The 24,003-nt window shown below is 42.0% G+C and carries 16 protein-coding genes; 1 reads left to right on the top strand and 15 read right to left on the bottom strand.

Going from position 1 to position 24,003, the window contains the following annotated elements; genetic code table 11:
* Positions 1 to 2 precede the first annotated feature (2 nt).
* From OCV50_RS06655 to OCV50_RS06715, 13 genes are all read right to left on the bottom strand, one after another.
* Entirely contained in the window at positions 3 to 1,550 is a 1,548-nt protein-coding gene (locus OCV50_RS06655; protein WP_261904047.1) for a VWA domain-containing protein, read from the bottom strand.
* Positions 1,543 to 3,057: an AAA family ATPase gene (locus OCV50_RS06660; protein WP_261904048.1), complete on the bottom strand. Its 1,515-nt coding sequence runs from the start codon at positions 3,055 to 3,057 to the stop codon at positions 1,543 to 1,545. The genes OCV50_RS06655 and OCV50_RS06660 overlap by 8 nt, the downstream gene beginning before the upstream one ends.
* Positions 3,058 to 3,104: 47 nt before the next feature.
* On the bottom strand, positions 3,105 to 6,371 hold the full coding sequence (locus tag OCV50_RS06665) for a DEAD/DEAH box helicase (protein ID WP_261904049.1): 3,267 nt from the start codon (positions 6,369 to 6,371) through the stop codon (positions 3,105 to 3,107).
* A gap of 200 nt (positions 6,372 to 6,571) precedes the next feature.
* Positions 6,572 to 7,462, bottom strand: coding sequence for a hypothetical protein (locus OCV50_RS06670; protein WP_261904050.1), 891 nt, complete (start codon positions 7,460 to 7,462; stop codon positions 6,572 to 6,574).
* On the bottom strand, positions 7,462 to 8,928 hold the full coding sequence (locus OCV50_RS06675) for an AAA family ATPase (RefSeq protein WP_261904051.1): 1,467 nt from the start codon (positions 8,926 to 8,928) through the stop codon (positions 7,462 to 7,464). The genes OCV50_RS06670 and OCV50_RS06675 overlap by 1 nt, the downstream gene beginning before the upstream one ends.
* A gap of 52 nt (positions 8,929 to 8,980) precedes the next feature.
* Positions 8,981 to 10,165, bottom strand: a complete 1,185-nt coding sequence (locus OCV50_RS06680) for a restriction endonuclease subunit S (protein ID WP_261904052.1) — start codon at positions 10,163 to 10,165, stop codon at positions 8,981 to 8,983.
* Positions 10,162 to 11,739, bottom strand: coding sequence for a class I SAM-dependent DNA methyltransferase (locus tag OCV50_RS06685; RefSeq protein WP_261904053.1), 1,578 nt, complete (start codon positions 11,737 to 11,739; stop codon positions 10,162 to 10,164). The genes OCV50_RS06680 and OCV50_RS06685 overlap by 4 nt, the downstream gene beginning before the upstream one ends.
* A gap of 130 nt (positions 11,740 to 11,869) precedes the next feature.
* A complete protein-coding gene (locus tag OCV50_RS06690; protein WP_261904054.1) occupies positions 11,870 to 12,511 on the bottom strand; it encodes a type I restriction-modification enzyme R subunit C-terminal domain-containing protein in 642 nt (213 codons plus the stop codon).
* Positions 12,508 to 13,077: a hypothetical protein gene (locus OCV50_RS06695; protein ID WP_261904055.1), complete on the bottom strand. Its 570-nt coding sequence runs from the start codon at positions 13,075 to 13,077 to the stop codon at positions 12,508 to 12,510. Before OCV50_RS06695 ends, OCV50_RS06690 begins: the two co-directional genes overlap by 4 nt.
* Positions 13,074 to 16,520: a DEAD/DEAH box helicase family protein gene (locus tag OCV50_RS06700; protein WP_261904056.1), complete on the bottom strand. Its 3,447-nt coding sequence runs from the start codon at positions 16,518 to 16,520 to the stop codon at positions 13,074 to 13,076. The genes OCV50_RS06695 and OCV50_RS06700 overlap by 4 nt, the downstream gene beginning before the upstream one ends.
* A gap of 62 nt (positions 16,521 to 16,582) precedes the next feature.
* Positions 16,583 to 18,022, bottom strand: coding sequence for a sigma 54-interacting transcriptional regulator (locus OCV50_RS06705; RefSeq protein ID WP_261904057.1), 1,440 nt, complete (start codon positions 18,020 to 18,022; stop codon positions 16,583 to 16,585).
* Between the two features lie 184 nt (positions 18,023 to 18,206).
* Positions 18,207 to 19,577: a DEAD/DEAH box helicase gene (locus OCV50_RS06710; RefSeq protein ID WP_261904058.1), complete on the bottom strand. Its 1,371-nt coding sequence runs from the start codon at positions 19,575 to 19,577 to the stop codon at positions 18,207 to 18,209.
* The gene (locus OCV50_RS06715; protein ID WP_261904059.1) at positions 19,577 to 20,110 is read right to left on the bottom strand and encodes a hypothetical protein; all 534 of its coding nucleotides are present in this window, start codon (positions 20,108 to 20,110) and stop codon (positions 19,577 to 19,579) included. Before OCV50_RS06715 ends, OCV50_RS06710 begins: the two co-directional genes overlap by 1 nt.
* A 99-nt stretch (positions 20,111 to 20,209) precedes the next feature.
* On the opposite strand from OCV50_RS06715, the gene OCV50_RS06720 reads away from it, so the two are divergent.
* Positions 20,210 to 20,518, top strand: a complete 309-nt coding sequence (locus tag OCV50_RS06720) for a helix-turn-helix domain-containing protein (RefSeq protein ID WP_261904060.1) — start codon at positions 20,210 to 20,212, stop codon at positions 20,516 to 20,518.
* 546 nt (positions 20,519 to 21,064) lie between these two features.
* Here the strand turns inward: OCV50_RS06720 and OCV50_RS06725 are convergent.
* Both OCV50_RS06725 and OCV50_RS06730 read right to left on the bottom strand, forming a co-directional pair.
* Positions 21,065 to 22,792: an ATP-binding protein gene (locus tag OCV50_RS06725; protein ID WP_261904061.1), complete on the bottom strand. Its 1,728-nt coding sequence runs from the start codon at positions 22,790 to 22,792 to the stop codon at positions 21,065 to 21,067.
* The gene (locus OCV50_RS06730) at positions 22,792 to 23,976 is read right to left on the bottom strand and encodes an FIST signal transduction protein (protein ID WP_261904062.1); all 1,185 of its coding nucleotides are present in this window, start codon (positions 23,974 to 23,976) and stop codon (positions 22,792 to 22,794) included. Before OCV50_RS06730 ends, OCV50_RS06725 begins: the two co-directional genes overlap by 1 nt.
* Positions 23,977 to 24,003: the final 27 nt, after the last annotated feature.

Raw genomic sequence — 24,003 nt, forward strand, 5'->3', positions numbered from 1 at the left:
TATTAACGCCTTAATTCCACCCACTCTGAGATGTAATGCATTGGGTCACAAATTTTGCTCATTGATGTATAGTGAGAATTACCGATTTGTATACCGTGTACCTGTAGCCCATGCTTCTCTCTTCGGTTGCTAATTTTCCGACTTAACCCCGAAGTCACTGGGAACTCACCATCACTCACTAACAAAACATCGGCTTTATGCCATTCTTCTGAATCACACTTTTCCAGCGCTTTGTTGAGTGGCCCTTCAGCATCTGTACCACCTCCAAAAGACATCGTGAGGAAGTTAAGTAGGTCATTAACCCCCGAAGCATCTAACGTCAAATCAAGCTCACTAACCTCCTTCTTACTTCCAAAGAGATAAACGTAGCAACGCCGTTGCTCTTTGTAGGCCGCTTTCAAGCATTCCAAAACGGTCGCTTTGGCAATGTTTTCTGGTAATCCCTTCATTGAGCCTGAAGTATCCAAGCAAATCACCATCGGACCTCGTTTTTTATTGCTTTTATTACCCTGTTTTTCACTAATGGACTCTTGTTCTATTAGCTCTTCTGTTTCCAAAAACTCAGTCCCTTCCACTGAGTAAGAAAGTAAAGCATGCTCTGCACGCTTAGCATGCCAGAGTTTTTTAAGCACAAGGTTAGTTAACAGCGAGGCTTCTTGAGGCAACATTCTAGAAATCGAATCTGAACGAGTAATGCCTTTAGTTTCCATTGGAACAAGAGGTGTCGTCACATACTTCTCATGACGATCAGCGACACTCATTTTAATTACGATTTTTTCAAGTACTGCCCCTTCGGCTTGATCTTCTCGCCCTAAGTCCCGAATCAAGCTTTGTAACTTGGGAAGCTTTTTAACAAGCTTGTTCAACCTAACAATATCTAGCCAACCATGGCTTTGAAAAACGCCTTTTGATAAATCAAACCCTAGACCGGTGATCAACCCAAGCTCAGTAAATACCTCTTCTAATTGTGACCATACCGCTAGCCTCTCTTGCCATACAACAGGCAAGATACCAACCCTATCCTGTTCAGAGATCAGCTTCTGCCAGATCTCCTCCGAGGCAGTTTCGGCAATTAGCGCCCGCTGTGCGTTAGTCATAGACAGAGGTTTGACTTGTTTACGCTTACTCTTTTTTTTCTCTAAAGCTTGCTTGATTTGATTTAACGCTTCATCTTCTAGCTTCTTAATAAGGTCATTTATCAGAGGAGATGCCTTAGATTGAAGCTCGTCTATTGTCGTAAGAATGTCAGATAGCAGAGCATCTGTGACCTCTTCATTCTGAACGCAGTAACGATTTAATCCAGTGTCTTCTAGCACTTTACAAATCGCATCAGTCAGTGTCTGGGGGGCTAATGGAGTTAAACACGTCGGATTCCCTCCCATAAGAAGTTCATTTCTGGAATTAACTAAAGACTCACACCGCTCTAATAACTCACCATCAGTATTTGTAATAACAGCCGGAAGAAACTTCTCCGGCACATTATCGAGGCATGTAAATTGACTATCCATGTTAAATAGCGGAAAGCCAATCTGGTACGATTCTCTAATCACACAGCTCTCCTTCCACAGGATCATCAGAAGAAACTAGCTCTGCAATTTCAATACTTGGGTCTTCTTCCAAAGGCAAACAACTAAACCCATCAACAAGTTTATTAGCTCTATTTAACAGCTTTTCAGCCTGCTTCAATGACTCATTTAGTGCGTCGACAATTTCTGGTAATAAACTGCAATCTAACCAAAGGTGACTATCGAAGTATTGTGCAACTGTCTGCAATTCTTGCTTAACAGTATCAATGTGCTGCTCGATGTTATTCACTATTTCTTGAACGCTTAATACTCTACTTTCGATATGAGCATTGGAAAATCGAGTACTACCAATCAATGGATTGTTCTCCACTTTTTCCCTCCAAGGTTCGAACCGACCATAATTGCTGTTCGTAGTTTTACTTCCGTCATAGTCTTGATATAGCAATCTACCGTTTTTATCCGTCGCTTGACGTTCACTAGACTTTTTAGTCGTTTCATTACCATTACAATCGATATAGAGTAGTTTTCCTTGAGTATCTTTTTTATGCGGGCAGCTTTCTTCTGTTAACCTACTTTCCCATACACTCAAAACTTGTAATAGGCGTGATGGTGGCGTTTTTCCATCAACAGTCACCAATCGCTTGTAGAGCTCTTGTAGGCCTTCAAATTGCTTTGGTTGCTCCCATAAGCAATGCGGCAAAATCCAAGTATCATAAATACTGGTTTCGTTAAATCCAGAAGTGAAAGCCGACACTTTTATTAATTTCACTAGCTTACGCCAACGGCGGTCAGATACCTTTATATCTTGCGATTTCAGGTAGTTTTTGAACTCTTTACAGGCCTCAATCGTAGCGGCAGTTAACTCCACTTTTTCAGCTAGCTTCTGTACCTCATCTAGGTCATCAAGCTTTAAGCGAACATTCAGTTCAGGATCAAACTTTTTTAACGTCCCGTTCAGAAGTTGTTCAAATGACTCATCAGACACAGGCGACACATAAGAACGCAGAATGAATCTATCGTATAAAGCGCTGAGCTCTTCGCCTTCCGGTAACTCGTTACTTGCTGCTACAACAGAGATTAAAGGAACATTGACTCTTCGGTTGCCGTTATCAAACTGGCGTTCGTTCAGCAAAGTTAGAAGACTGTTTAAGATTGCACTGTTTGCTTTAAAGATTTCATCGATAAACGCCACAGATGCTTCAGGCAGGTACCCACTAGTAAGCCGGTTATAACGATCGTCTTCCAACGCTTTGATCGAAAGCGGCCCAAACAGCTCTTCTGGAACAGAAAAACGCGTCACTAATCGTTCAAAGTAATTAGCCTCAACAAAGACACTTTTCAGTCGCTTTGCCAATTCACTTTTAGCCGTTCCTGGAGGCCCAACGAGTAAGACATGCTCACCGGAGAGTGCAGCTAGCATCATTAGTCGAACTTGATGCTCTCTTTCCAATAATCCATCACTCATCTGAGCCAATAGGGTTTGGAGCTTGTCTTTTCTATTCATAGTTGTTGCACATACTGTCGTTGTCACAATAAATTCCTTCTCTTTATGTCGTTAGCGTAAATTTGGGAACGGATTTATTCCGAGCACCACACGCGTAAGTCAGCTAATGTTGTTTTCTTTATAAAAAGTTCTGTTGTTCCAAGCAGTTTGAGCATCTCTTCTGTAATTTGTTCTTTACTCACTCCCGGTTGTACCACTGCGACTTGAAACTCGATAGGTGTAGTGCGTGAGCGATTCTTGATGCTTTCCAACTGAGCCATAGTCCCTTTTAGAAAACGGCTTTGACCTCGCCCTTTCCAAGCTCCTTCACGCTTCTGAATATGTTTATATAAATATGGAAGACCAACATGTTTCCAACGTACAGAACGTTGAGCCTGCCCGCAGACTTCATAAAGATCACTTAGTCGTCTTCCAGGCTCACTACCATGAGAGTATTTACAGTGGTACAGGCTTAGAATTATCTTGTCTGGCAGAGATTTAATTGCCACTAAATCAGCAGCTTCTCCATGGTCATCATCATTGATTACGATGTCGTACTCTGAGTCGATAAGCTGCCAAGTTCGATGCTGTACTGTATTAGTATTTAAGTTCGCACCCATTGACTCTTTCGTTATGTCTACAGCCCATTCGATAGGATTCAAAGCGTCAGGAGAATAACAACCGATATTGTCCCTCACCTCAACCCAGTAACAGTTATAAGAAAATGAACCATCAGCGTAGTAGACGAATATTGGGTCGTGATACATCTCTTCGATGAGCGTTCTAGGTTCAGAGTTTCCTACTTGAATGGAGATAGGCTCACCGTCTAACAATTGATAGTCATAACCTTTAGACAGCTCTTGAGCTATCAGAAGTTTGTATTTTGATGTGGCTTGAGAGGACTCAAAAACCAGAATAGGTTCTTTGGTTTGTTCATCCCATGTCACTTTTAAGTCGACTTCATACAAGTAGAATGAAGATGAACCAAAATAGATTTTGACGCCTTCTTCATTACGAATTTGAAGTTGTTCCCCCCACTGAATCGATATCGGCATATAAGGATGAGGCTTGTCTATTTTCTGCGGTCTTAAGAAGTCACGTGTAATGTTTGTATCATCATTACCACCTTCTACTACTTTATCCCATGCTGCTTTTGCCCAGAGTAACCAATCGGCGATTGAACCTGCTTTGGGAGACCAAACTTTACCTTTACGCTCAGAACACCCCCACAATACTTTGTTGCCATCCTCGTAACCCATGGCCGCAATATTACTTAGAGTTGACGCAGATTTTTCAACTGCGCTTAACCCCTCAGTAACGTTTGGTCCAAAGAATTGCGTAAAGCTGATCGCTCCGTTTTGAGCAGAACCAAGATTATTCACCAGTGGATATTCAATGTTATTGAGAACATTAAAGATCTGTTTTCCTGACATAACATAAGTCGACTCACCACATAATTTTTCAGCCAGTACTTCTACTTTAAACCCCTTATAGTCATTTGAATAAATGAGTAAAGCGTTACGTTCATTATCCCAATGAGCTATCAGTATTTTGTAGTTGATGTCTTTCACGTCTTTAAAATGCCCCCACTTCACCGACGTGCTAGCTACAGCTAACAACACCAATATATTTTCTTCGGTTGAAACTGAGTGCCACATTTCATCATGGCTGAATTTAATATCCGTGAACTTTTCAGGATTCCAACTATCACAATCTGTCTTGAATAACATCGCAGAGCAAGATGGTCGCAAGTTCCAAAGCGAAAGCTGTTCATGCAAGTCCCCTTGCCCTCTAAGAGAGTCAACAACCTCCTGTAATCGTACCTCTCGGTCTATTTGATTCTCTGACAAGCGTCTTAACACTTCATCCCAATCAGCACCAAGTGCGTACAATTTCTGCAACGCACCTTCAACGCCAGGATCTGCTATATTCACAACCACGCTTGCAGAACCGAGCGTTTCTTTGTGGGATACACGAGTAAATCGCCCAATAAACTGTAACGTTATAGCCAAACTTTTGTGATGGTCGTGAATAGCGGCAATCTTTAAGTTAGGTAAATCGTAGCCTTCACCTAACATATCAACGCAAACCACAACTTTTGCCTCTCTTGAGCGCAAGCAGGCTAGCCGCTGATTTTGTACCGTTTTAGAAAGGTCAGAATGAACCAATACTGGTTTAAGTTCTGGTGCCAATTTCTGATATAGAGCAAAAACTTCTTTCGCTCTTTCTTTAGTCTTCACCCTAGCCATCATTAAATGGTCGAGCCCTGAATCCATATCATGCTGAAGCAACTTGATTGCTTTATCTGCGATAGCGAGATCCATGGAATCTTGGAAGTATTCTTCTACTGGTTCGAGCTGTACGTTAGTAAAATAGCCTGCTTTTTGAGCTTCACCCATTGTGTAGTTGTAGATGATTTTGGCACCCAAGCTTTGAGTATCATTACGAAAAGGCGTAGCGGTAAACTGAATAACTCTTTTTCCAACAAATTGCTCTTTTATTCCATTCCACGTATTAGCTGAAATATGATGAGCTTCGTCAACAAACAGATGGCTACAAGCGTTGCAGATTGTTTCGAGTACTCCTGAATTGTTCAGTATCTGAGGTGTTGCAACTAGCACACTAGCACTGTCGAGCAGCTTCTGCGCCTCTTCTACAGTCTTAATGCCCTTTTTGATCTTCACGACAGCAGGATGGAGTATTTCCTCGGGTACAACATCAAGCTCAGCTAAGCAACCAAGAGTTTTAAACTTGTCGCCGATTTGATCTCGTAACGAATTTGAAGGAACTAACACTAAGACTTTATCGCAACGGTGGTAGATCGTCGCCGCCAACATAGTCTCTGTTTTACCTGTTCCAGTAGGTAGAACGACTGTACTAGGCTCTATATTCGTTGACTTTGAAAACTCAGCAGAGATTGCGTGAAGAGCTCCGATTTGAGGCGTACGTAATCCCAAAGTACCCGACTCATTGTCTTCCGCCTTGAACATGAACTGATTTTGCCAAGATTGGGAAATTTGCGAAGGTTTCAAATCGTTCAATTTCGTCAACGGGTGCTTTAGCCACCCAAGATCAGATTCAACACCCAGCGCTTTAAAACTCGAAGGTTTTAATGTGTATAAAACTGGGTAATTTTCAAGGTGCGAAGTACAAACGCGCTTACTTTTTACAATATAGAACTGGACGAAATCACCTCCAATAGGCGACTTACAGACAACAATACCTGCATTATCTGTAGCAGCTATCGATACAGCGAGCTCAAACGAGCGACGTCCGAACCTCTCGACTCTATTTCCAGATACTTGGATATCCGGAAAAGAAAATGATGGAATTGTTAAAGTAGTAGAATTAGCGTCTGTCATATTCGATGGCACCTCGATTCGTAAATGTTGATACAACAATGCAATCAACAAGCATGCCAAACGCTAACATTATGATTTAATTGAATCTTTGCAAACTATCACAGTTTTATATGGTAATAATATTTACCATATGTAAACAAATTAACAGCCAAATAATCCTGCCACATGTATCGCATCAAGTTGCAAACTCCAATTGCTAATCAAGGATGAGAAGACCACACACCTCTAACAAGTTCAAAATCTTCATATTGAAGAGAGGCGTTATAAGAGCTAGCTTTTGCTTGTAGCAAATCAATTGGCATCGGTGTAATCTCAGTCAACTCTTGAGTCTGATCTACATCGCCCGGCTCTGAGAACCCTCTGTCGTAAATCAGCCCCCCTTTCGCTGTAAATAAACCTCGAGAGTGCAAGAACCCCGAGCCTTTATCATCAGCGCAATACCAGTACAGCTTAATGTTTTCAGGCATAGCTTCCTTAAACTCAATGAGAGCTTGTTCTGTACGTCCCCAATCAGGTTTTCCGTCTTCTTCCGAAAAGACGTGTAACTCTACTTCACCTTTCTTACATAGCTTCATCAATTCCAAAAGTGTCTTGCGGCTACCAGCTTTAGTTGCGCAAATATATGGATCGTAGATTGTTACCCTTTCTGCGCCAAAGAGAAGACCAGAAGCTGCACTTGCTAAAGACTCAGCCTCACGTGTGTAAAGAGATATATACGCAAAATCTGCATCCTCCAAATCTATAAGTGATGAAACAAATACAGGGCGATCGTCGAAGGAGTCTTCAATCAACCGATGGAATAACTTAGCATCGTGGCTATTTCTAGCAGCCTCAACCCAACCTTCTCCGTCAAACGCCCTTCCAAATGAAACTAACTTGCTTGATTGCAAAGCTCTGAGCTTTTCAGTCGCTCTGTCTAGTTTGGTTCCATCAAGTTCAGCATTTAGCTGTTGAGAGACTTCTTTGAACCAGGCTTTGGGAAAACGTGATAATACAGCTCCTTTTTCGTAGCCCAGTCTTGCTTCCAGTATCACAAGATCCATCAAAGAATTAATTTGACTTGGCGCGACCGCAAATTCCAAATGCAACATCAGAATAGCTCCTCTCTTCTTTCTTCAAAGAAGCCATTTGGCCACGGTGCATCAAACTCACCCTCGTCAGTTGTTTTGATTGGAATTAAACGAGTTTTACCTTCAGACTGCTCACAGAAAACTATCTGTACATCACTTTTCTTACAACCAAATGGTTCGTATTCGATCTCTTCATCTGCGGTTTGACGGCGGCGCTTTAACAACCTCAATAGCAAATGTTCGCTGTGAGTCTCAACCAAGAACATACGGTCAGTATTTTTCTTAGTTGCCTCTAGCATCATATCCCCCAAAGCTAACTGCCATTTCGGGTGAATATGCAGTTCAGGTTGCTCGCACGATACGATAAGATCTTGTTCAATTGAGGTCGCAACTACAAATGGGAATACTTGCGATACGCCAACACCAACGCTTGACGGCAATAAAGGGATGTCAGTCTGAGAGTCTTTAAGGATGATTGACTTTTCACTCAAACTAGCTTCACCGTAAGCTGGAGACTCAAAGCAGTAATTAGTGCCAAAGAACTGGCTACTAATGAACTTTTCATTAGTTTTGGTTTTAACCCTTTCACTCGAAAAGGCGAAAGTCTCCCAGCCAGCTGTGCCGTCATACCAACGCTGAGGATTCGTATTCTTGTTCAAGACGGTTGCTCGCGCTGGCACAATACGTAGCGGCCCAATGTGAAGCAAGTCTTCAAGTTTTTTCACTAATAGTTTTAGTGGTGCAAACGCTGCTTGAGAGAGTGAAGCTTCAGCAAACAACTGGGCAGCTAACGGATGACTTTCGAAAACATCAGACCACTCGAACGGAGGTTCTGATAGGTCAAGCCTCTTATAGATGTCAGGCAACGCATTTTGACCGTTTATTGAAACATCTTCCCACTGGCCAGAATCAAAGAGATTCTCGACTTTAAATGATTCATCTACTTCCCAATGCGGCAATGGTTGATAGTGAGTAATTTGGCAATCTGGTCGACCGGCTTGAGCGGTTATTTTGAAATACTCAATACCATGGCTTTTACATACATATCGGCTGATGTACGCACGTTTTTTGGTATGATCCCATTTAATGTCTAACTCAAAGGATATAACGTCTGCGTCTGAATCGGGTGTGAAACCCAAGTTAGACTCTAATAGCCAGCGCTCAGAATCAGATAAATAATCATCCCAAATGTCCGCTGCACCATCTCTAAAATCTAGAGTTGCGCCAAGGGTGATAACGCCATTTAAATCCTTGCCATGAACAGTGTTTTGAAAACCGCCAAAGTAAAGTGACTCCCCTGAGATTGAGCTGTACTGCGCATCAAAATTACGTTTGGCGACTACTTCATACAGATACAGCAGTGCATGTAATACTGTGCTTTTACCTGTACTGTTCGCGCCAAAGAACAAGGTGATGGGCGCGAGTGGAATGGTCGCTTTGTTTTTGATGCCTTTAAATCCACCAATGGTAAGTGATGTTATTTTCATTTTTTACCTAACCTCTGATCAAAAAAGAGGCATCCGAAGATACCTCTGAAATTTATAGTTGGCCTGAGAAGGCTTTTTGGGAAAGAGAATTGAACAAGTGACTTTTCTCACCAACATACTCATCGCGGAAGCTTTTTTGACATAATTCCACAATAGAGTAAAACTCTTCTACCTTTGACAAGTCCGGAACAATTACATCTAAGTTTCTTAAGTCCTCCAGACTAATACCACTTTGTGCAACTCCTCTGACGTTATCTATTAATTTCCTTTGAATCGGTGATGACAGAAGCAGGCATTTGAAAAATAGACGTAAATATCTATCGATTAGTGGTATCACCGCAACTTCCCTAGATACATTCCAGCCTTTAGCGCTTTTCGGTACTTTTGCTACCCGGCCTACCGTCCCTCTGATACTTATTACTAACTCATTACCGCTAAGTATTGTTCTAGTATACTTTTCTGAAATATTTGGAGCACAACGTACGATTTTGTTGGGGATAAATTCATTTGTTGTAAAATCCGAAATTCTTACCACTGGAACACCGCCATCACACTCAGCTCCACGCTGAACAATGCCGTAAGAAATAGAGCGAGATTTATCAACCAAATCAATTAGCTTCTCAACCTCCCACCCCTTTGGATTCGTAACCGGATCACCAAACATATCCAAAAACACGCTGCGTAAGAACTCGTCGGCAAGGTCAATGGCTTGCTTGCGTTTCTGGCGAATAGCATCAGCTTTATCCAAAATGGCAGCGATGCGTTTTTGTTCTTCTAGTGGTGGCAGTGGGACCTCTATTTCCTCTATTCGAAAAAGCGCTAGCTTTGGTTGACTCGTCGCTTTTTTCTTTGATTGAATTTGGTCTTGCCCTTGCGTCGACAAAAACCGGATAAGGAAATCTTGATCAAGTAATTGATCATCTTTAATTACCAATTTAGCAGCATTTTCTGTTAAATTTGCTCCATCAAGTGATGGCGGTATTTTCCCAACAATTCCTATACTTCCTGCGATTGAAATATATACATCGTTTTTACTAATCGTATACCTCTGGATTTTATTATGAGTTTCCTCACTAATATATTCCAACCCTTCGATATTCACAGAGCCATTTATAAAATCAGTAACTCGTATATAAGGATGCTTAGTTTCTGACTGGTGATAAGACTCTCCTTTCGGTAACCGCTTTCCGCCCTTTACATCAACTAGATTCCCCAGTGTGACAATCGGCCAACTCATAGCATCGACTCCAGCTCACTTAGGTCTGCCAAAATTTCATTTTCTAGTGCTTTAAGTTTACCTAGAATCACTTTGGGTTCTTCGTAGCTTTCTTGCTCGTACACCACTTCTTTGTAGCGGTTGATGGATAGATCATATTTGTTCGACTTAATGTCATCTTTCGCTACCAAGAACGCTTTTTGGGTTTTGTCTGCCCATTGTTCGGTTGACTGCCCTTCGGCTACCGCCGCTTGATACGCTTTGTATTGCTTCACCAAGTCTGGCAGGTCGTTGTCTTTGATTGGGGTGCGCTTATCATCGAGCGATTTACCATCAGCTTGAACGTCGTAGAACCAGACGTTTTCGGTGCTGCCACCTTTGGTGAAAATCAGAATCGCCGTAGAAACGCCAGCATATGGCTTAAACACGCCGCTTGGTAGTGAGATAACCGCTTCTAACTGGTTGTCTTCTACTAGGTGTTTACGCAGGGTTTGGTGCGCTTTAGAGCTACCAAATAACACACCATCAGGAACGATGGTTGCAGTACGGCCGCCGACTTTCAGCATACGTTGGATCAGTGCGACAAACAGCAATTCGGTCTTTTTGGTTTTAACCACTTTTAGAATCGCAGGATCGACGTCTTCCTCATCTAAGCTGCCCTTAAACGGCGGATTCGCTAAAATGATATCAAAACCGTTTTTCGCCTCATCAGGATAACGCTCTATGAAGCTTTGGCTTAGGGTGTCTTGGTAATGAATGTCCGGCTGTTTAACACCGTGCATCACCAAGTTCATTGCTGCAACGCGCAGCATGGTAGAGTCAAAGTCAAAGCCGTGGAACATGTCGTAATCAATATGAGCACGGTTTTCTAGCAAATCACCTGCGTATAAGTGATTAAACACAGGGTTGCCATGCACATCTAAAACAGGCTTTCCTTCAGTGTCAAAGGCTTGCTCTTTCTCTACACCTTCAGGTGACGAATACTTTTCTAGTAGGTATTCGTAGGTAGAAGATAAGAAGCCACCCGTACCACATGCTGGGTCACACACTCGGTGCGTTTCTTCTACATCGAGCATTTCAATCATGGCGCGAATAATATGACGTGGTGTGCGAAACTGACCATTGATGCCTGCGGTAGTCAATTTCGACAGCAAGTACTCATATAAGTCACCTTTTACATCTTTGTTTTCCAGTGGCAATTCACTCACCAATTCAACCGCTTTAACCAATAGCGATTGTTTTTGGATCATTAGCTGTGCATCTTTCATAAACTCAGCAAACAGGGTGTCATCAGATGTAAGCTCTTTGAAATACGGAAAGAGTTCATCTTTTACTAATGGGTATAGCTTTTCTGCGCCAAGATGACGGCAGTTTTCCCAACGGATATGCTGTTTACCGTCTTGAAAACGGCGATTAAATGGCTTGCCTGTTCGGGCGCTTCGCTTTTCGTCGTTACGCTCGTTCATGTCTAGCATGCGGGCGTACATTAAATAGGTAATTTGCTCGACTACGGTTAACGGGTTAGTGATCCCACCCGTCCAAAATTCTTCCCATAGCTTGTCAATTTGGCTCTTTAATGCGCCTGATGTAATCATTATCTATTCTCTATATTTTTTTATGGCAATTGTCGCTGCAGCTTTATTGATTAGCCCCATCTAGTAATGAATGAACAGCGTCAATCGTAATTAGTTGTAGTGTACTTAGCCGGTTGCTACCGCCAAAGGTTTAATTCACCATTTTCTCAACACTTGCTTGTTTCTCACCCAAGTGGACACTAAAGCGACGAACAAACTGTTCCACCACATCCGCTTGAGCAGGGATTGGGAATACGCCATCTAAGCCAGCATCATCAATCTGATTGAATGGTGCGTCGTACAACTGTTCAATATCAACGCTTCCGTAGCGGCAAAGGTGATTTTTGAGCATAACGATAAAGCGTTGCTGCTTTGAATTCAGATGCGCACCCAATCGCTTAACAAGAACTGTGAACTCACCTTCGATGGATGTTGCATCCAACCCTATAATTGTGCGCATAATTTGATCGAGCCCAGCGGTGGATTCTGGGAAGAACGCTTTTAAGTAACAAAGCTGCGGGCCCTGCTCCCTCTCTATGAAAAAGTCGTCTAACCATGCTAGTTCAGCTTCATTGACTCTTTCTCCTTTTCTAAGGCTTACAAGAGTTGGGTGGTAAGAAAAGTTCTCTTGGATTGCATGAAGCAAATCAGATTTAAATTGTTCAAAATTGATTTTAGTCGACTTTGTTTCGACACTGTAACATGCATGTTCTTCTCGTATTTCCACGACCTTAGTGTTAACAACTTTTTTCACTCCCGCTTGCGCTAAAAGCTCTTTATCTTCTTTATTCATGCTTTACCTACAACTTCTACAGATATCGCTTTTCGTGGCGAGGAACTGTCTATATCTAAACCGATAAAAATAGCACCTGATAGAACAAATGCTATTAACGCGATGTTGAACCTTTTTGTGAAACTAACCATGAGTTGTTGTCGCTTTAAGTTCACTTGATGGTTTGACTCGGACGCAGCTACAACAGATTCAATGATTAAAGACCGCCAAAGTACGTCAACTTTATCTGGCATGGTCTCTCCATAGGCATCAATTAAGACTTGTCTTTGGTCTTCATACTGCATCGCATTTGCTAAATATGTATATTCATTTCCCCAAAACACTCTGTACGCACAGATCGCGGCTGAAAGCATACCAACAAACGACAGAAGCAGAGATAGCGAGAATAAAGCAAGAACATACATGTTCAAGTTGATTTCCATCGTCTTCAGCATGTAAAGCAGAATTGAAGATACGGTAAGTAACACAGCAAAGCGCAATTGAGCTTGCTGCGTTATTTTTTCTTTTTTGTCTAACTCAAGGCGATATAGCTCTTGATAGAAATCAAGAGCAAGTTCATTTTTCATCTAACTATGCCCACTTTTTCTTGAGTGCTTCCTAAATCTACACTAAAACGACGAACAAACTGTTCCACCACATCCGCTTGAGCGGGGATTGGGAATACGCCATCTAAGCCAGCATCATCAATTTGATTGAATGGCGCGTCGTACAACTGTTCAATATCAACGCTACCATAGCGACAAAGGTGATTCTTAAGCATCCCGATAAAGCGTTGTTGTCTAGAGTTAAGGTGCGTATGTACTTGCTGAACAAACGCCGTAAACTCCCCTTCAATTGCCTTTGCATCCATCCCAACAATGGTACGTAAAATCTGGTCCAACCCTGCAGTTGATTCAGGAAAGAACTCTTTCAGAACCGAAAGATCGACACTTGGATTTTGTGTATGTACAAGCGCATTGAGGGTCTCTAAATCCGCTTCTGTTACTGATTGTCCAGCGCGTATTTTCTGTAGCACTTCATTGGATTCAAACAATGGTGACAGCGTTTTTTCGACCTCTTGTTTATAGATTTGATAATCCACCGTCACAATATCGGTTTTTACCTCTTCTGTGTGATATTCAGCCGCATCTTCTTTCACATCCAATACCGGAGTTGGCTTAGGTGGCGTTGTCACGCCTTTATCACGCAGATGAATTACCGTTCGTAGCTCGCTTCGACAAGCTTCTAATTCCTGGTGGTCAGCATCATTCCAGAAGTTCGGCTGCTGCACTTGCTTAATCGTACTAGCCTTACTACGCACTTCGTTAAGGTGCATAGAAAGTGTGGTGACCTTGTCCATAATCGGCATCGCAACAATATCGACCTTGGAAGGTTGTTTGAGTTTAATAAGCTCAAGCTCTAAGAACTGGAGATCGAGGCGCAGAGCTTCGCTCTCACCAGTAATCGGCTTCCATTGCATTAGCGGTGCCATTGTAGAGCGCAGTAGCTCTTTGGTATCCGGAGCCATTTGGTGTAAGGCTTTCTCATCACTTAGTTGCGCTTTAATTTGCCAGTTTTCACGCACTTCGATGGTCTTGTCGTTAAGTGAATCGATATCAGCTTTGATCTGTGGGATCACCGCATCGAAGATATCCATTTCTGCACGTTTGAGTGCCTCATCAGCCAAGTTTAGCCGAGCTTCAAATACCTTTTGCGCAAGAGATTTACCTTTTGCACCATCATCTTCATCTGGGTTCATTTTGAAGTATTCAAAGTTGTTCCAGTGATCGAAGATCAAGAAATGCTTTTTATGTTCGCCTGGGCCAAACAAGTTCTCACACAAACGAGTACCACGACCTACCATTTGCCAAAACTTCACTTTCGATTTGATAGGTTTAGCAAACACAAGGTTGATACATTCCGGAACATCAATACCGGTATCGAGCATATCGACAGATACCGCAATGGTAATTTCTTCTTTATTGCCTTCAGCACTTTTGAAGTTGTCGATCAGTTCATCTGCACGTTCGTATTTTGAGTGAATTACTCGGCAGAAGTTGCCACCCAGATCAGGGTACATTTCGGCAAACAGATCGGCGATAAGTTCTGCGTGTTTGATGCTACGAGCAAAGATGATCGATTTACCTGGCAATTGATTGTCGGCATCTTTAAGACCACGTTCCATCAGATTACGGATAATTTGGCGGTTGGTATCTTTGTTGAAGATCGCTTTATCAACCAGCTTTGAATCAAAATTAAGCGCATTCGGGTCGATGCCTTGATCTTCAAGCTCTGCTATCTGCTCATCAGTTAGCTCATTGCCTTTTATACCATCACGCAAGAACTTGGTGGTATGAGAAACGACTTTAAAAGGCACGAGGTTCTCTTCTTCAATCGCTTGCTCTAATGGGTAGTTGGCCGTTGGCATTTTGTAGTCACAGCCAAACAGCTGACTGGTCGAACGGGAGATCATCTCAACTGGCGTTGCCGTCAAGCCCACTTGCAGCGCATCAAAATACTTAAATAGCTCGCCAAACTTGTTATAGATGGAACGGTGCGATTCGTCGGCAATAATAAGGTCGAAGTGACCAACATCGAACTCTTCGAAGGTTTGCATCATGCCTGGGTAAGTTGCGATCACGATACGCGCTTTACTCGCAAGTTCTTTTTTGCTTTTACCTTTTACGAATAACGGCTCTTTAGTGTACTCATTAAATGCATTTGCCGCTTGCTTACGTAGCTCTTTACGGTCACATAAGAACAACACTCGCTTTGCCCAACCTGCATCAAGTAGACGCTTGGCTAGCGCAATGGAAACACGCGTTTTCCCCGTACCTGTGGCTTGCACAATCAGCGCTTTACGGTGCTTATCACTAAATCGTTCACAGACACGAGTAATCGACTCCATTTGATAGAGTCGACCTGCGACTTCGGTATCAATTGGAGTGCTGTTAAGATCTTTTTTCAGCGCACGCTGCTGAATAAGGTATTGCAGGCTGTCTTTAGAGTAATAACCAAAAAGTTTGCGAGGTACGTAGCCCTGAGCGTCATCCCACAACCAGATATCATAACCATTGGTGTAGAAAATAACTGGACGTTGACCCGTTTGTTTTTCTAACGCATCAGCATAGATTTTGGCTTGCTCTTGTCCCGCTCGCGCATCCACTCGGGTTTTCTTCGCTTCAATAACCGCTAGCGGCTTGCCGTTGTCATCCCACAGTACGTAATCACAACGGCCTTTGCCTGATTGAGTTGGTTGACCTTCGACTTCGTACTCTTTTGAAACTTGCTCGGTACTCACCTCTGCCAGTGCAACATCCCAGCCTTCACTGCGCAGCTCTGAGTCAATCAGGCGTTTGCGTGTTTCCGCTTCATTGAGATCAAAGCTGTTCTTCAACTTGAGGGTGTTGCGCTTTAGCTTCTCAGCTTTGGTTTGATCAACTTCCAACTTGAGCTTACTAGCAGCCTGCTGGGCCAACAACTGGGCTTCTTTCGCCTCTTCAAGCTCTTTCAACGCCTGTGTAAGCTGCTCACTGTTCTGGGCGAGCTTTTGTTGTAGCTGTTTGTTTTTTCGCTTGAAATCTGCTTTAGACTCACCCTCTAGCGGGGCATTGTCAGGTTGAGAATATCGTGGACATTCTTCTTGGGAACCATCCCCATAGGCAATGAAAAGCCAACAACCAATCAGGTAGGATTCTTTGAGTAACCAGAGTGCGTCATGCTGATTGACATATCCGTCATGGGCAGCTTTGTTTCCGCCTTTGCGCACAGCATGAAATTTATCGAGAATATCTTTATGGATGATGGCAGTAAACGAAGCACTCGTTAGCTTGTCGTGAACCGATGCATTTGGCAATACAGGTATACGTAGCTCTCGATATAGGTAACCTACAATCTTTTCGACATAGCAACGAAGTTTTACCATCGAGCTTTGAGGATCTGTCACTGCATAAGCTTCGGCAAATGCACCCAATTCAGCCAATTCTGGCCAGTCTTTTCTTAGATGTTCAAAGTTCACTGACGTTTTCACTCTTATTGTACTCCTGACCTCAATGAGCAATGGGTGTGCCAACCCTGTTTTAGCCAACTTGCTTATTCTTCGATGCCTAATTTTGTCATCCAACCGCTTAACGTTTGATGGCTCTTTAGACCTAGTACTTCAGCTGCTTTGGATTTATTGTTGCGACTATACTCTAAAGCGGATTCAACCGCATCTTTCTTAATAGTATCAATGTATTGCTGTATATCCCCAGGTACAAAAAACTCCCCCCGAGATGATTGCCTTCTGCCTGCACTTAATACTGATGATTGAAGGTCTTCGGCAGAAATGGTAGGTGATTCGGACCATAACACAGCGCGATTCAGTGTATTCCAAAGCTCCCTGATATTTCCGGGCCATGGATAGGATTTTGCAAAATTTATTGCATCAGTGGAAATTTTCTTACTTTCGAACAGAGGGTGTTTGTCAGCCTGTTGATTGATATCGATCATTAGTGTTGATATTAGTTCAGGAATGTCTTCCGATCTCGCTCTAAGCGGTGGCATTTCAATAACCCCGACGGCGAGTCGGTAGAATAAGTCTTCCCGAAAGGCTCCTTGCGATGTCATACTAAACAAGTCTTGGTGTGTTGCTGCGATAATGCGAACATCAACAACTTTTGATTTAACGTCACCGACTCGAGTAATCTCTTTTTGTTGCAAAGCTCTAAGTAATTTAACTTGGACATTGAGTGGCAGCTCGCCTACTTCATCTAGGAACAAGGTGCCGCCATTTGCCTGTTCAAATAACCCTGAATGATCTTTATCCGCTCCAGTAAACGCCCCTTTGACGTGACCAAATAGAATTGAGTCCACCAAATTCTCTGGTAATGCACCACAGTTAACGGCTCTGAATGGTTTATCAGAGCGAGAGCTTGCGTTGTGAATTGCCGTTGCCATAACTTCTTTGCCAGATCCACTTTCACCCAGTACGAGTGCGGGTAAATCAGATAATGCGAGTCTGTGAGCCTTTTTCACTAGAAGCTGCATGATTTTCGACTTTGTTGTTATAGCTTCAAAAGCTGAGCTTAAATGAGGGATATCTGATGTTATAGACTGTATCGCGTTAGTGGAAGATTTGGTGTATTCCGTCGCGAAATCGACAGGTATATCAACTTCAATCAACTCACCTTTAGGCGATGTTTGTAGTAACTGGCATTTCACAATGCTTTTACCGAGCAAGACAGAAACAACCGTCATCGCTGGCGTTCCAGATGTGAGGTTCAAGTAAATATTTTCTGAGCCAGCAGAAGTCTTACTCAGCTGTTTTTGCATTACTTTGGTTATAGAGAAGTAATCTATCGGCGACGCTAATCGAACACGCTGAATGGTCACTGAAGTTTTGGAACGCCCCACGCAAGCCAGCTTTCTCTCCAACCATTCTTTGTAATCGTACCATTCGTCTTCCCATGTACTGGCAAGGATAGTGATACTGTCTAGTGTTTTTCCTTTCAAAGCAATCGTTGCAATTGAAGCTGGTTTATCCAGCTTCATTTGATCAAGATCTGTTCTACCAAGCCAACTTATTAGAGTTGCCATTTTGACGTCCGTAACTATTTTTACTTATGGGAGAGGAGTTTACCGCATTAAGCGTTGAGTTGATATTCAATTGGTATAACTACCTTGAATCTATTACGTTGAACCCATCCGCATTCTTATAATTAGCGAGTAATGGGTTCTACATAAAAGCTTCGATAACTTTTTGCTTAAATTCCCCTAAGCGTAAGTCGTCATATCTGTCATGGTGCAAGTGAAGAAAGTCTTGGGTTACATCTAATTTTGACCAGCTCAATTGTTCCGAAGCTTCTCTGGTTTCAATCACACTAGCATTCGATAAACTACTAGGGGTAAATCTCTGCTGCTCTTCGATCTCCTCAACTAATCTAGTAGCACTAACGATTCGAACTGAATCTGGGATATCCTGTTCAACTCTTTCCGCAAATGTGATTAAGCTTTCTTCGGCAAAGGTATATAACCAAGCTTCTTGATTACGAGAGTCATTTACTCGAAGTATCCGCCCCAGCACTTGTCTAAAATAAAGTTCAGTTTTTACTGAGCTCATGTGGCAACAAACCTGTAACCTAGGAATATCGGTTCCTTCGCTAATCATTCCTACGCTGACTATCCACTGAATATCTGAATGTCGAAAAGAGTCAATCTCGAGCAACGGATTATTGTTTTGATAGGTTACAACGCTAGCTGATTGTCGGAAATCATCAACAAGCCGCTTCTGTATAGCTTTAGCGTGTTTTATGCTAGAAGCTACTACTAGTCCTCCAGCATTTACGGACTCCCTCCTGATCTCGGCTAACTTGCGGCAGCCACTTCTTAAGATATAATTGATAGCGTCTTCATTGTTCAAAATACTCTGATAGGATACATCTGAGTTTTTAAGACAATCTAAAATAGAAGCAAAACTTTGCCTGTTGAGGCTGAGGTTTTCGTTGTCGATCAAGACAACTTTGGGTTTACGGCAAACAGCATCGACAACAGCCTTTTTTAATCCATATTGATAGTCACAAATAACCGTCCCATCGGGACTAGAATACTCAGCCATTACAATTGGCAGCCTGTCTGAACGCCATGGTGTTCCCGACAGCGCTAGCGTGAATAGAGCTACTTTTTGTATCTTCAACACAATTTCAAGTCCCCAAGAATTTGCACGACCTTTTTCTTCAAATGAACAATGATGAATCTCGTCAAATACGACTAAAACCCTATGTCTTCTAACCGTCTCTAAAAACTTTTCATCAAAGAATCGAATAGATTGGTAAGTATAGGCTCCTCCGAGAGAGCCTAAGCCACCATTAAACGAACACCCTAATTCTCGCGAAAATGTAATTCGCATTCCTTCTGAAACCGTCAGAGAAGGAGAGAAACAGAGAACTAAATCGATTACATTTTCTTGTAAAAGCCTTTTGGCCACTTCCGCAGCCATTATGGTCTTTCCAGCGCCTGGAGTTGCTTGACAAAAAAAGTGTTTTTGTCCGTCCAAAACAAATTTTTTTATTGCTTTGTTTACACATTCAGTTTGCCATGCCCTCAACATTATTGAGCCCTACCTTGTACGACTTGAATCCACTTTGCTAGAGCATTGATTCTTCCCATTTGTTTAGCCGAGTGCTCTCTGGCGCGTTCGAACAATGGCAACAGTTCTTGCTTATACTTTGGAAACCTATTAAATAATGACTGATATTCCTCTATTTCAGCTAAAGTTATAGCTAGGTCTCCTTCATACTGTTTCTTTTCTCGGATCAATATTTTTATACAGGGAGGGCTGACGTTCTCATTTCGCACCTTTTTTTTCGCCAAATTTCTAGTTTTAGGTTCGACTGAAAGCCCCCTAAAAGAACTGGTTACGTTGTAGCGTTTTTGTCTGTGATTTCCAGTTACGGAAAGCCAACCTTTGTTTACAAAAGCAAGAATTTGCCTGTAGATGTATTTTCTGGCATCTCCTTTACTTAGAGTGCTTCCCTTTTCACTTAGTAAAGCGTCCCTAGCATCTATAACAGAGAAGTTGTTCATCTCCTTTTCGATCAATAGATTAAACATGCAGGAATTAATTTTAGTCAGATTTTTCATTGGTTATGCACAGCGTTAAAACTTAGGATTGCTAAGTATACAAAAATCAGTAAAACTTAGACAATCTAAGTTATCTAAAGGTCTACAAGAAATGTCTAAGTGCATAAAGACAACCCAATCCCAACGAGGCTCAAAGCTGCGCGTAAAAAAGCTCGAATCACCCAAAAAGATTTGGGGGTTAAGATAGGTATGGAACCCAGTTCAGCAAGCGGAAGAATGAACCACTACGAAAAAGGCAGGCATGTTCCTGACATTGGGACGCTGGAACGAATGGCGAGAGTACTAGGTGTTCCACTCAACTATTTTTTCTGTAGAGATGAATTAAGTGCGGAGCTAGCGTGTGCCATAGATAAGTTAAGTGATGAAGAGAAAGCCATTTTGTTGGAGAATATGAAGATCCACAAATAGACAAGCAATTACTATTTCCGTTCACAGTTGGCGATCCGTATATCACCAATTACTCAAACGTACCGCACTTCTTCAAGGATGTGATGATTTATGGCAACCTAAAGTAATGTATCGTTTGCATAAAGCAAGTAAGAGTTTTTAAATTCTAAAATGTTGACTAAAAGTGGCTATTTTTAAAGAGAACATCCCATGGTAACTAATGATAATAGAAGAAGTGTAGCCAAGCGTTTGTACATGTACACAATCGATAAAAACTACACATTTTTGGATAAACCTCAAGTGTACATGTACAAAAAACAATAGTCATACATACAACAATAGCTTAAGGTTCTGTTATTTCTAAGAATTTATGTAGATATAAAGACGTGTACAACACCTGGTTCATAGGTAAGTTAAATAAGGTTTGGTGGAAACAGGTATTGTGTTCATTTCTGGCACCCCACTGACACTTTTTGGCCGGTAAAAGCGTTTCAATTTAACCGAAAGTCTATTTACCATAAAATACCTAATAATCATATTCATAATCTTCGATTCAGAATACGTTTATTAGGACTCTACTAATAAGCGATCGATCGCTTCTGTGATCTCTTTGGTTCTTACTGGTTTGGTAACGAAGTCATTCATACCTACATCTAAGCACGAACATTTGTCTTCATTTGATGTATGAGCTGTTAGTGCGACTATTGGTATGTCTATGTTGTTTTGCCTCATAACTTTGGTGGTTGTTAGGCCATCCATCACCGGCATTGAAACATCCATAAGAATAATGTCTATGGGTGCTTTGTCAGATTGAATAAAGTTAATGGCTTCTTTCCCGTTACTTGTGATGAAAACTTTGTGTCCTTGTCGCGACAGAATCAATTGAATAACCATCTGGTTCGTTGGATTGTCTTCTACGATTAACACAGAATATTGAGCCCTAAGCGGTTGGCTTGCCGCGTTGCACACTTCTTTCAACTGAGCATCTTTGTTTAACCGACTTAATACAGGCAATTGAACCTTAAAGCATGAGCCTTTGTTCAACTCACTCGTTACTTCGATTCTTCCATCCATTAGTTCCACCAAGCGCTTGGTGATGGCTAAACCTAGACCTGTTCCACCAAATCTACGTGTAATGGTGCTGTCCGCTTGAACAAACGGGCTGAATAACGATGCCAATTGTTGAGGATTCATGCCAATACCAGTGTCTTCTACGGATATATGGAAAGCACTTTGCTGGTAATGAATACCGATATTAACTTCTCCTCGCTCAGTAAACTTAATGGCATTGCCGACTAAGTTAAATAGGATTTGAGCAAGTCTCGTTTGGTCGATGTAATGTAGCTCGTGCTCGGGCATTTCACAGGTTAGATTTAGCGTTAACCCTTTAGCGTCAGCTATCTTAGTTTGTTCTGATAAAACAAAAGTTACAGTGTCTCTTACATTATTCCATTGAGGCGCTAAAGAAAAACAGCCGGATTCAATTTTAGAGAAGTCTAGTACGTCGCTTATAATGGCCAGCAAGAGTTCAGAGGATGTTCCCATGCTTTGAATGATCGAGCGTTGTTCATTGGTTAAGTCTGAGCACTTTAATGTCTCTATTAATCCGATAATGGCATTAAGTGGTGTGCGCAGCTCGTGACTCATCATTGCTAAGAATTCGGATTTGGCTTTGTTTGCACGCTCTTCTTCTTTACGCGCAGAGATGAGTTCAGCTGTACGCTCTCTAACCGTTGCTTCTAACTTCTCTTTGTTTTCGATGTCGAACACTGCGCGTTCAATTAGTGGTCGGAAACGGTTCAGTGTGGCTTTCGTTTCAACACTAAAGTGTTTTGTATTGGAATGGATAAAAACGATCACAGATTGAGTTAAGCCTGTGTCGATACCGGTCATTAATACGGAATTGATTTGGTCAAGTAATATTGAATTAAGTGAACTAAACTCTGGCAGACTGCGTGGCTCAAATAAAATTGTGCATTCACCGTTTATAACGCGCGATAACTTTCCTGAGTCTTGCCACTGAATATTTTCATAAGCACGGTTGTTCGCTAGGAGCGTTTTAAAACTATCTTGGTTGTTTACACGTGAAATTACGATGAAATCGTCAAATTTTATATACTTCTTAAGAACTAGTTCTAGGCTGGAAAATATATCAGAAATAGAGTTAGCCTTGCTAATTTCAGAGATAGTCGACAATATCACCCTATTCTCTTCAGCTAAACTACGCTCGCGTGATTTGGCCCTTTCTAACTGTACCAACGCCTCTTGTAGCGCTTCCTGGTTGTCCGTACCCATTATTTCTTTAACCTATAAAAAGTGGCCGACGACACCATTAAATTACCGTGCGCATTTTCACCACCACAAAGACGTCCTTGTTCGCCAAACGTGAATGGACATATGTATGGAAGCCCATTAAGTGCTTGATTTATTTGTGTGCAGACTTCGTCCATATCCTGTTTTAAGCTCAACATAGGCCCTGCGCAAAAGATGTTGATCGCACCCAGTTTCTCTTCATGATCCATGTCGTTAAAATAAGATGAATGTATGATATTGGCGGCTCTGCTGATGATCTGTTTTCTAGAGCCCTGCATTAAGTTGATCACATCACCTTCATTAATATCGGTAAATAGTTCAATGCCTTTGCACTCTGTTTGTCTAATTGAATGTGACAATTTGAAATAAGGTGTCTTATACGAAGAGCCGACCTTTCGGCCCAAAGGATAAACGGATGACTGCTCGAAAATAAAACCGTCATCAGAGTTCCCTAAGTGGTAATTGGTCCACTCATTATAGACGTCCACAGCGGGTCTATTATCAATTTCCTGAAGTATACGATCTCGAGCTTTAGTCACTGTGCCAGAAAATTGAGTTGGCGTATGCCCTGCATTTAGTGAGCTATATACAGATTGAGATGAGAAAAAGACAGTGAGAGAAACCCCGTTAATAGAAACGAGATCTTCGGTAAAGATACTCCAATTACCAGAAACTTTATTGTCAGCGGCACTACCACCAATGATTGGCACTTCGGTGCCGAATTTCGCATCGATCGCATTCATGACTGTTTCTTCATTCCCTGGAGTTGAATGAAGAAGAATAAGGTCTGGTACTTCCCCTACGCGATCAGCCTTTCTCAAAGCCATATCTATTGCATGATGGGTACTAGAGGTAACATCACTTTCAAAGCTCTGTATCCCTGTGCCGTAGGCGTTTATCCCCGAGTCATAGATGGCTAACACACCAATCACGGGGCCAGAATGAAAACCCGTCTCTGTCATTATCCCATGACAAGTCGTGCAACCATGAACTGGTGTATCTGGCAGTTGTTGTTTAAGCAACTCTTGAACTGAGAACGTTGAATATTCTTCAGTGCAGTAGCAGATAAGGCAGGCAATCTCATGAGTTCGCTCTAAACCAGCGAGGAGCTCATGAACAGCGACGACGTTGTCATGTGAGTAGGAAACTTTAGAGAGAAACTTCATAAACGCTTGATTAATTTATTAATCGGT

The organism is Vibrio fortis, from assembly GCF_024347475.1.
In the GTDB taxonomy this organism is placed as follows: Bacteria; Pseudomonadota; Gammaproteobacteria; order Enterobacterales; family Vibrionaceae; genus Vibrio; species Vibrio fortis.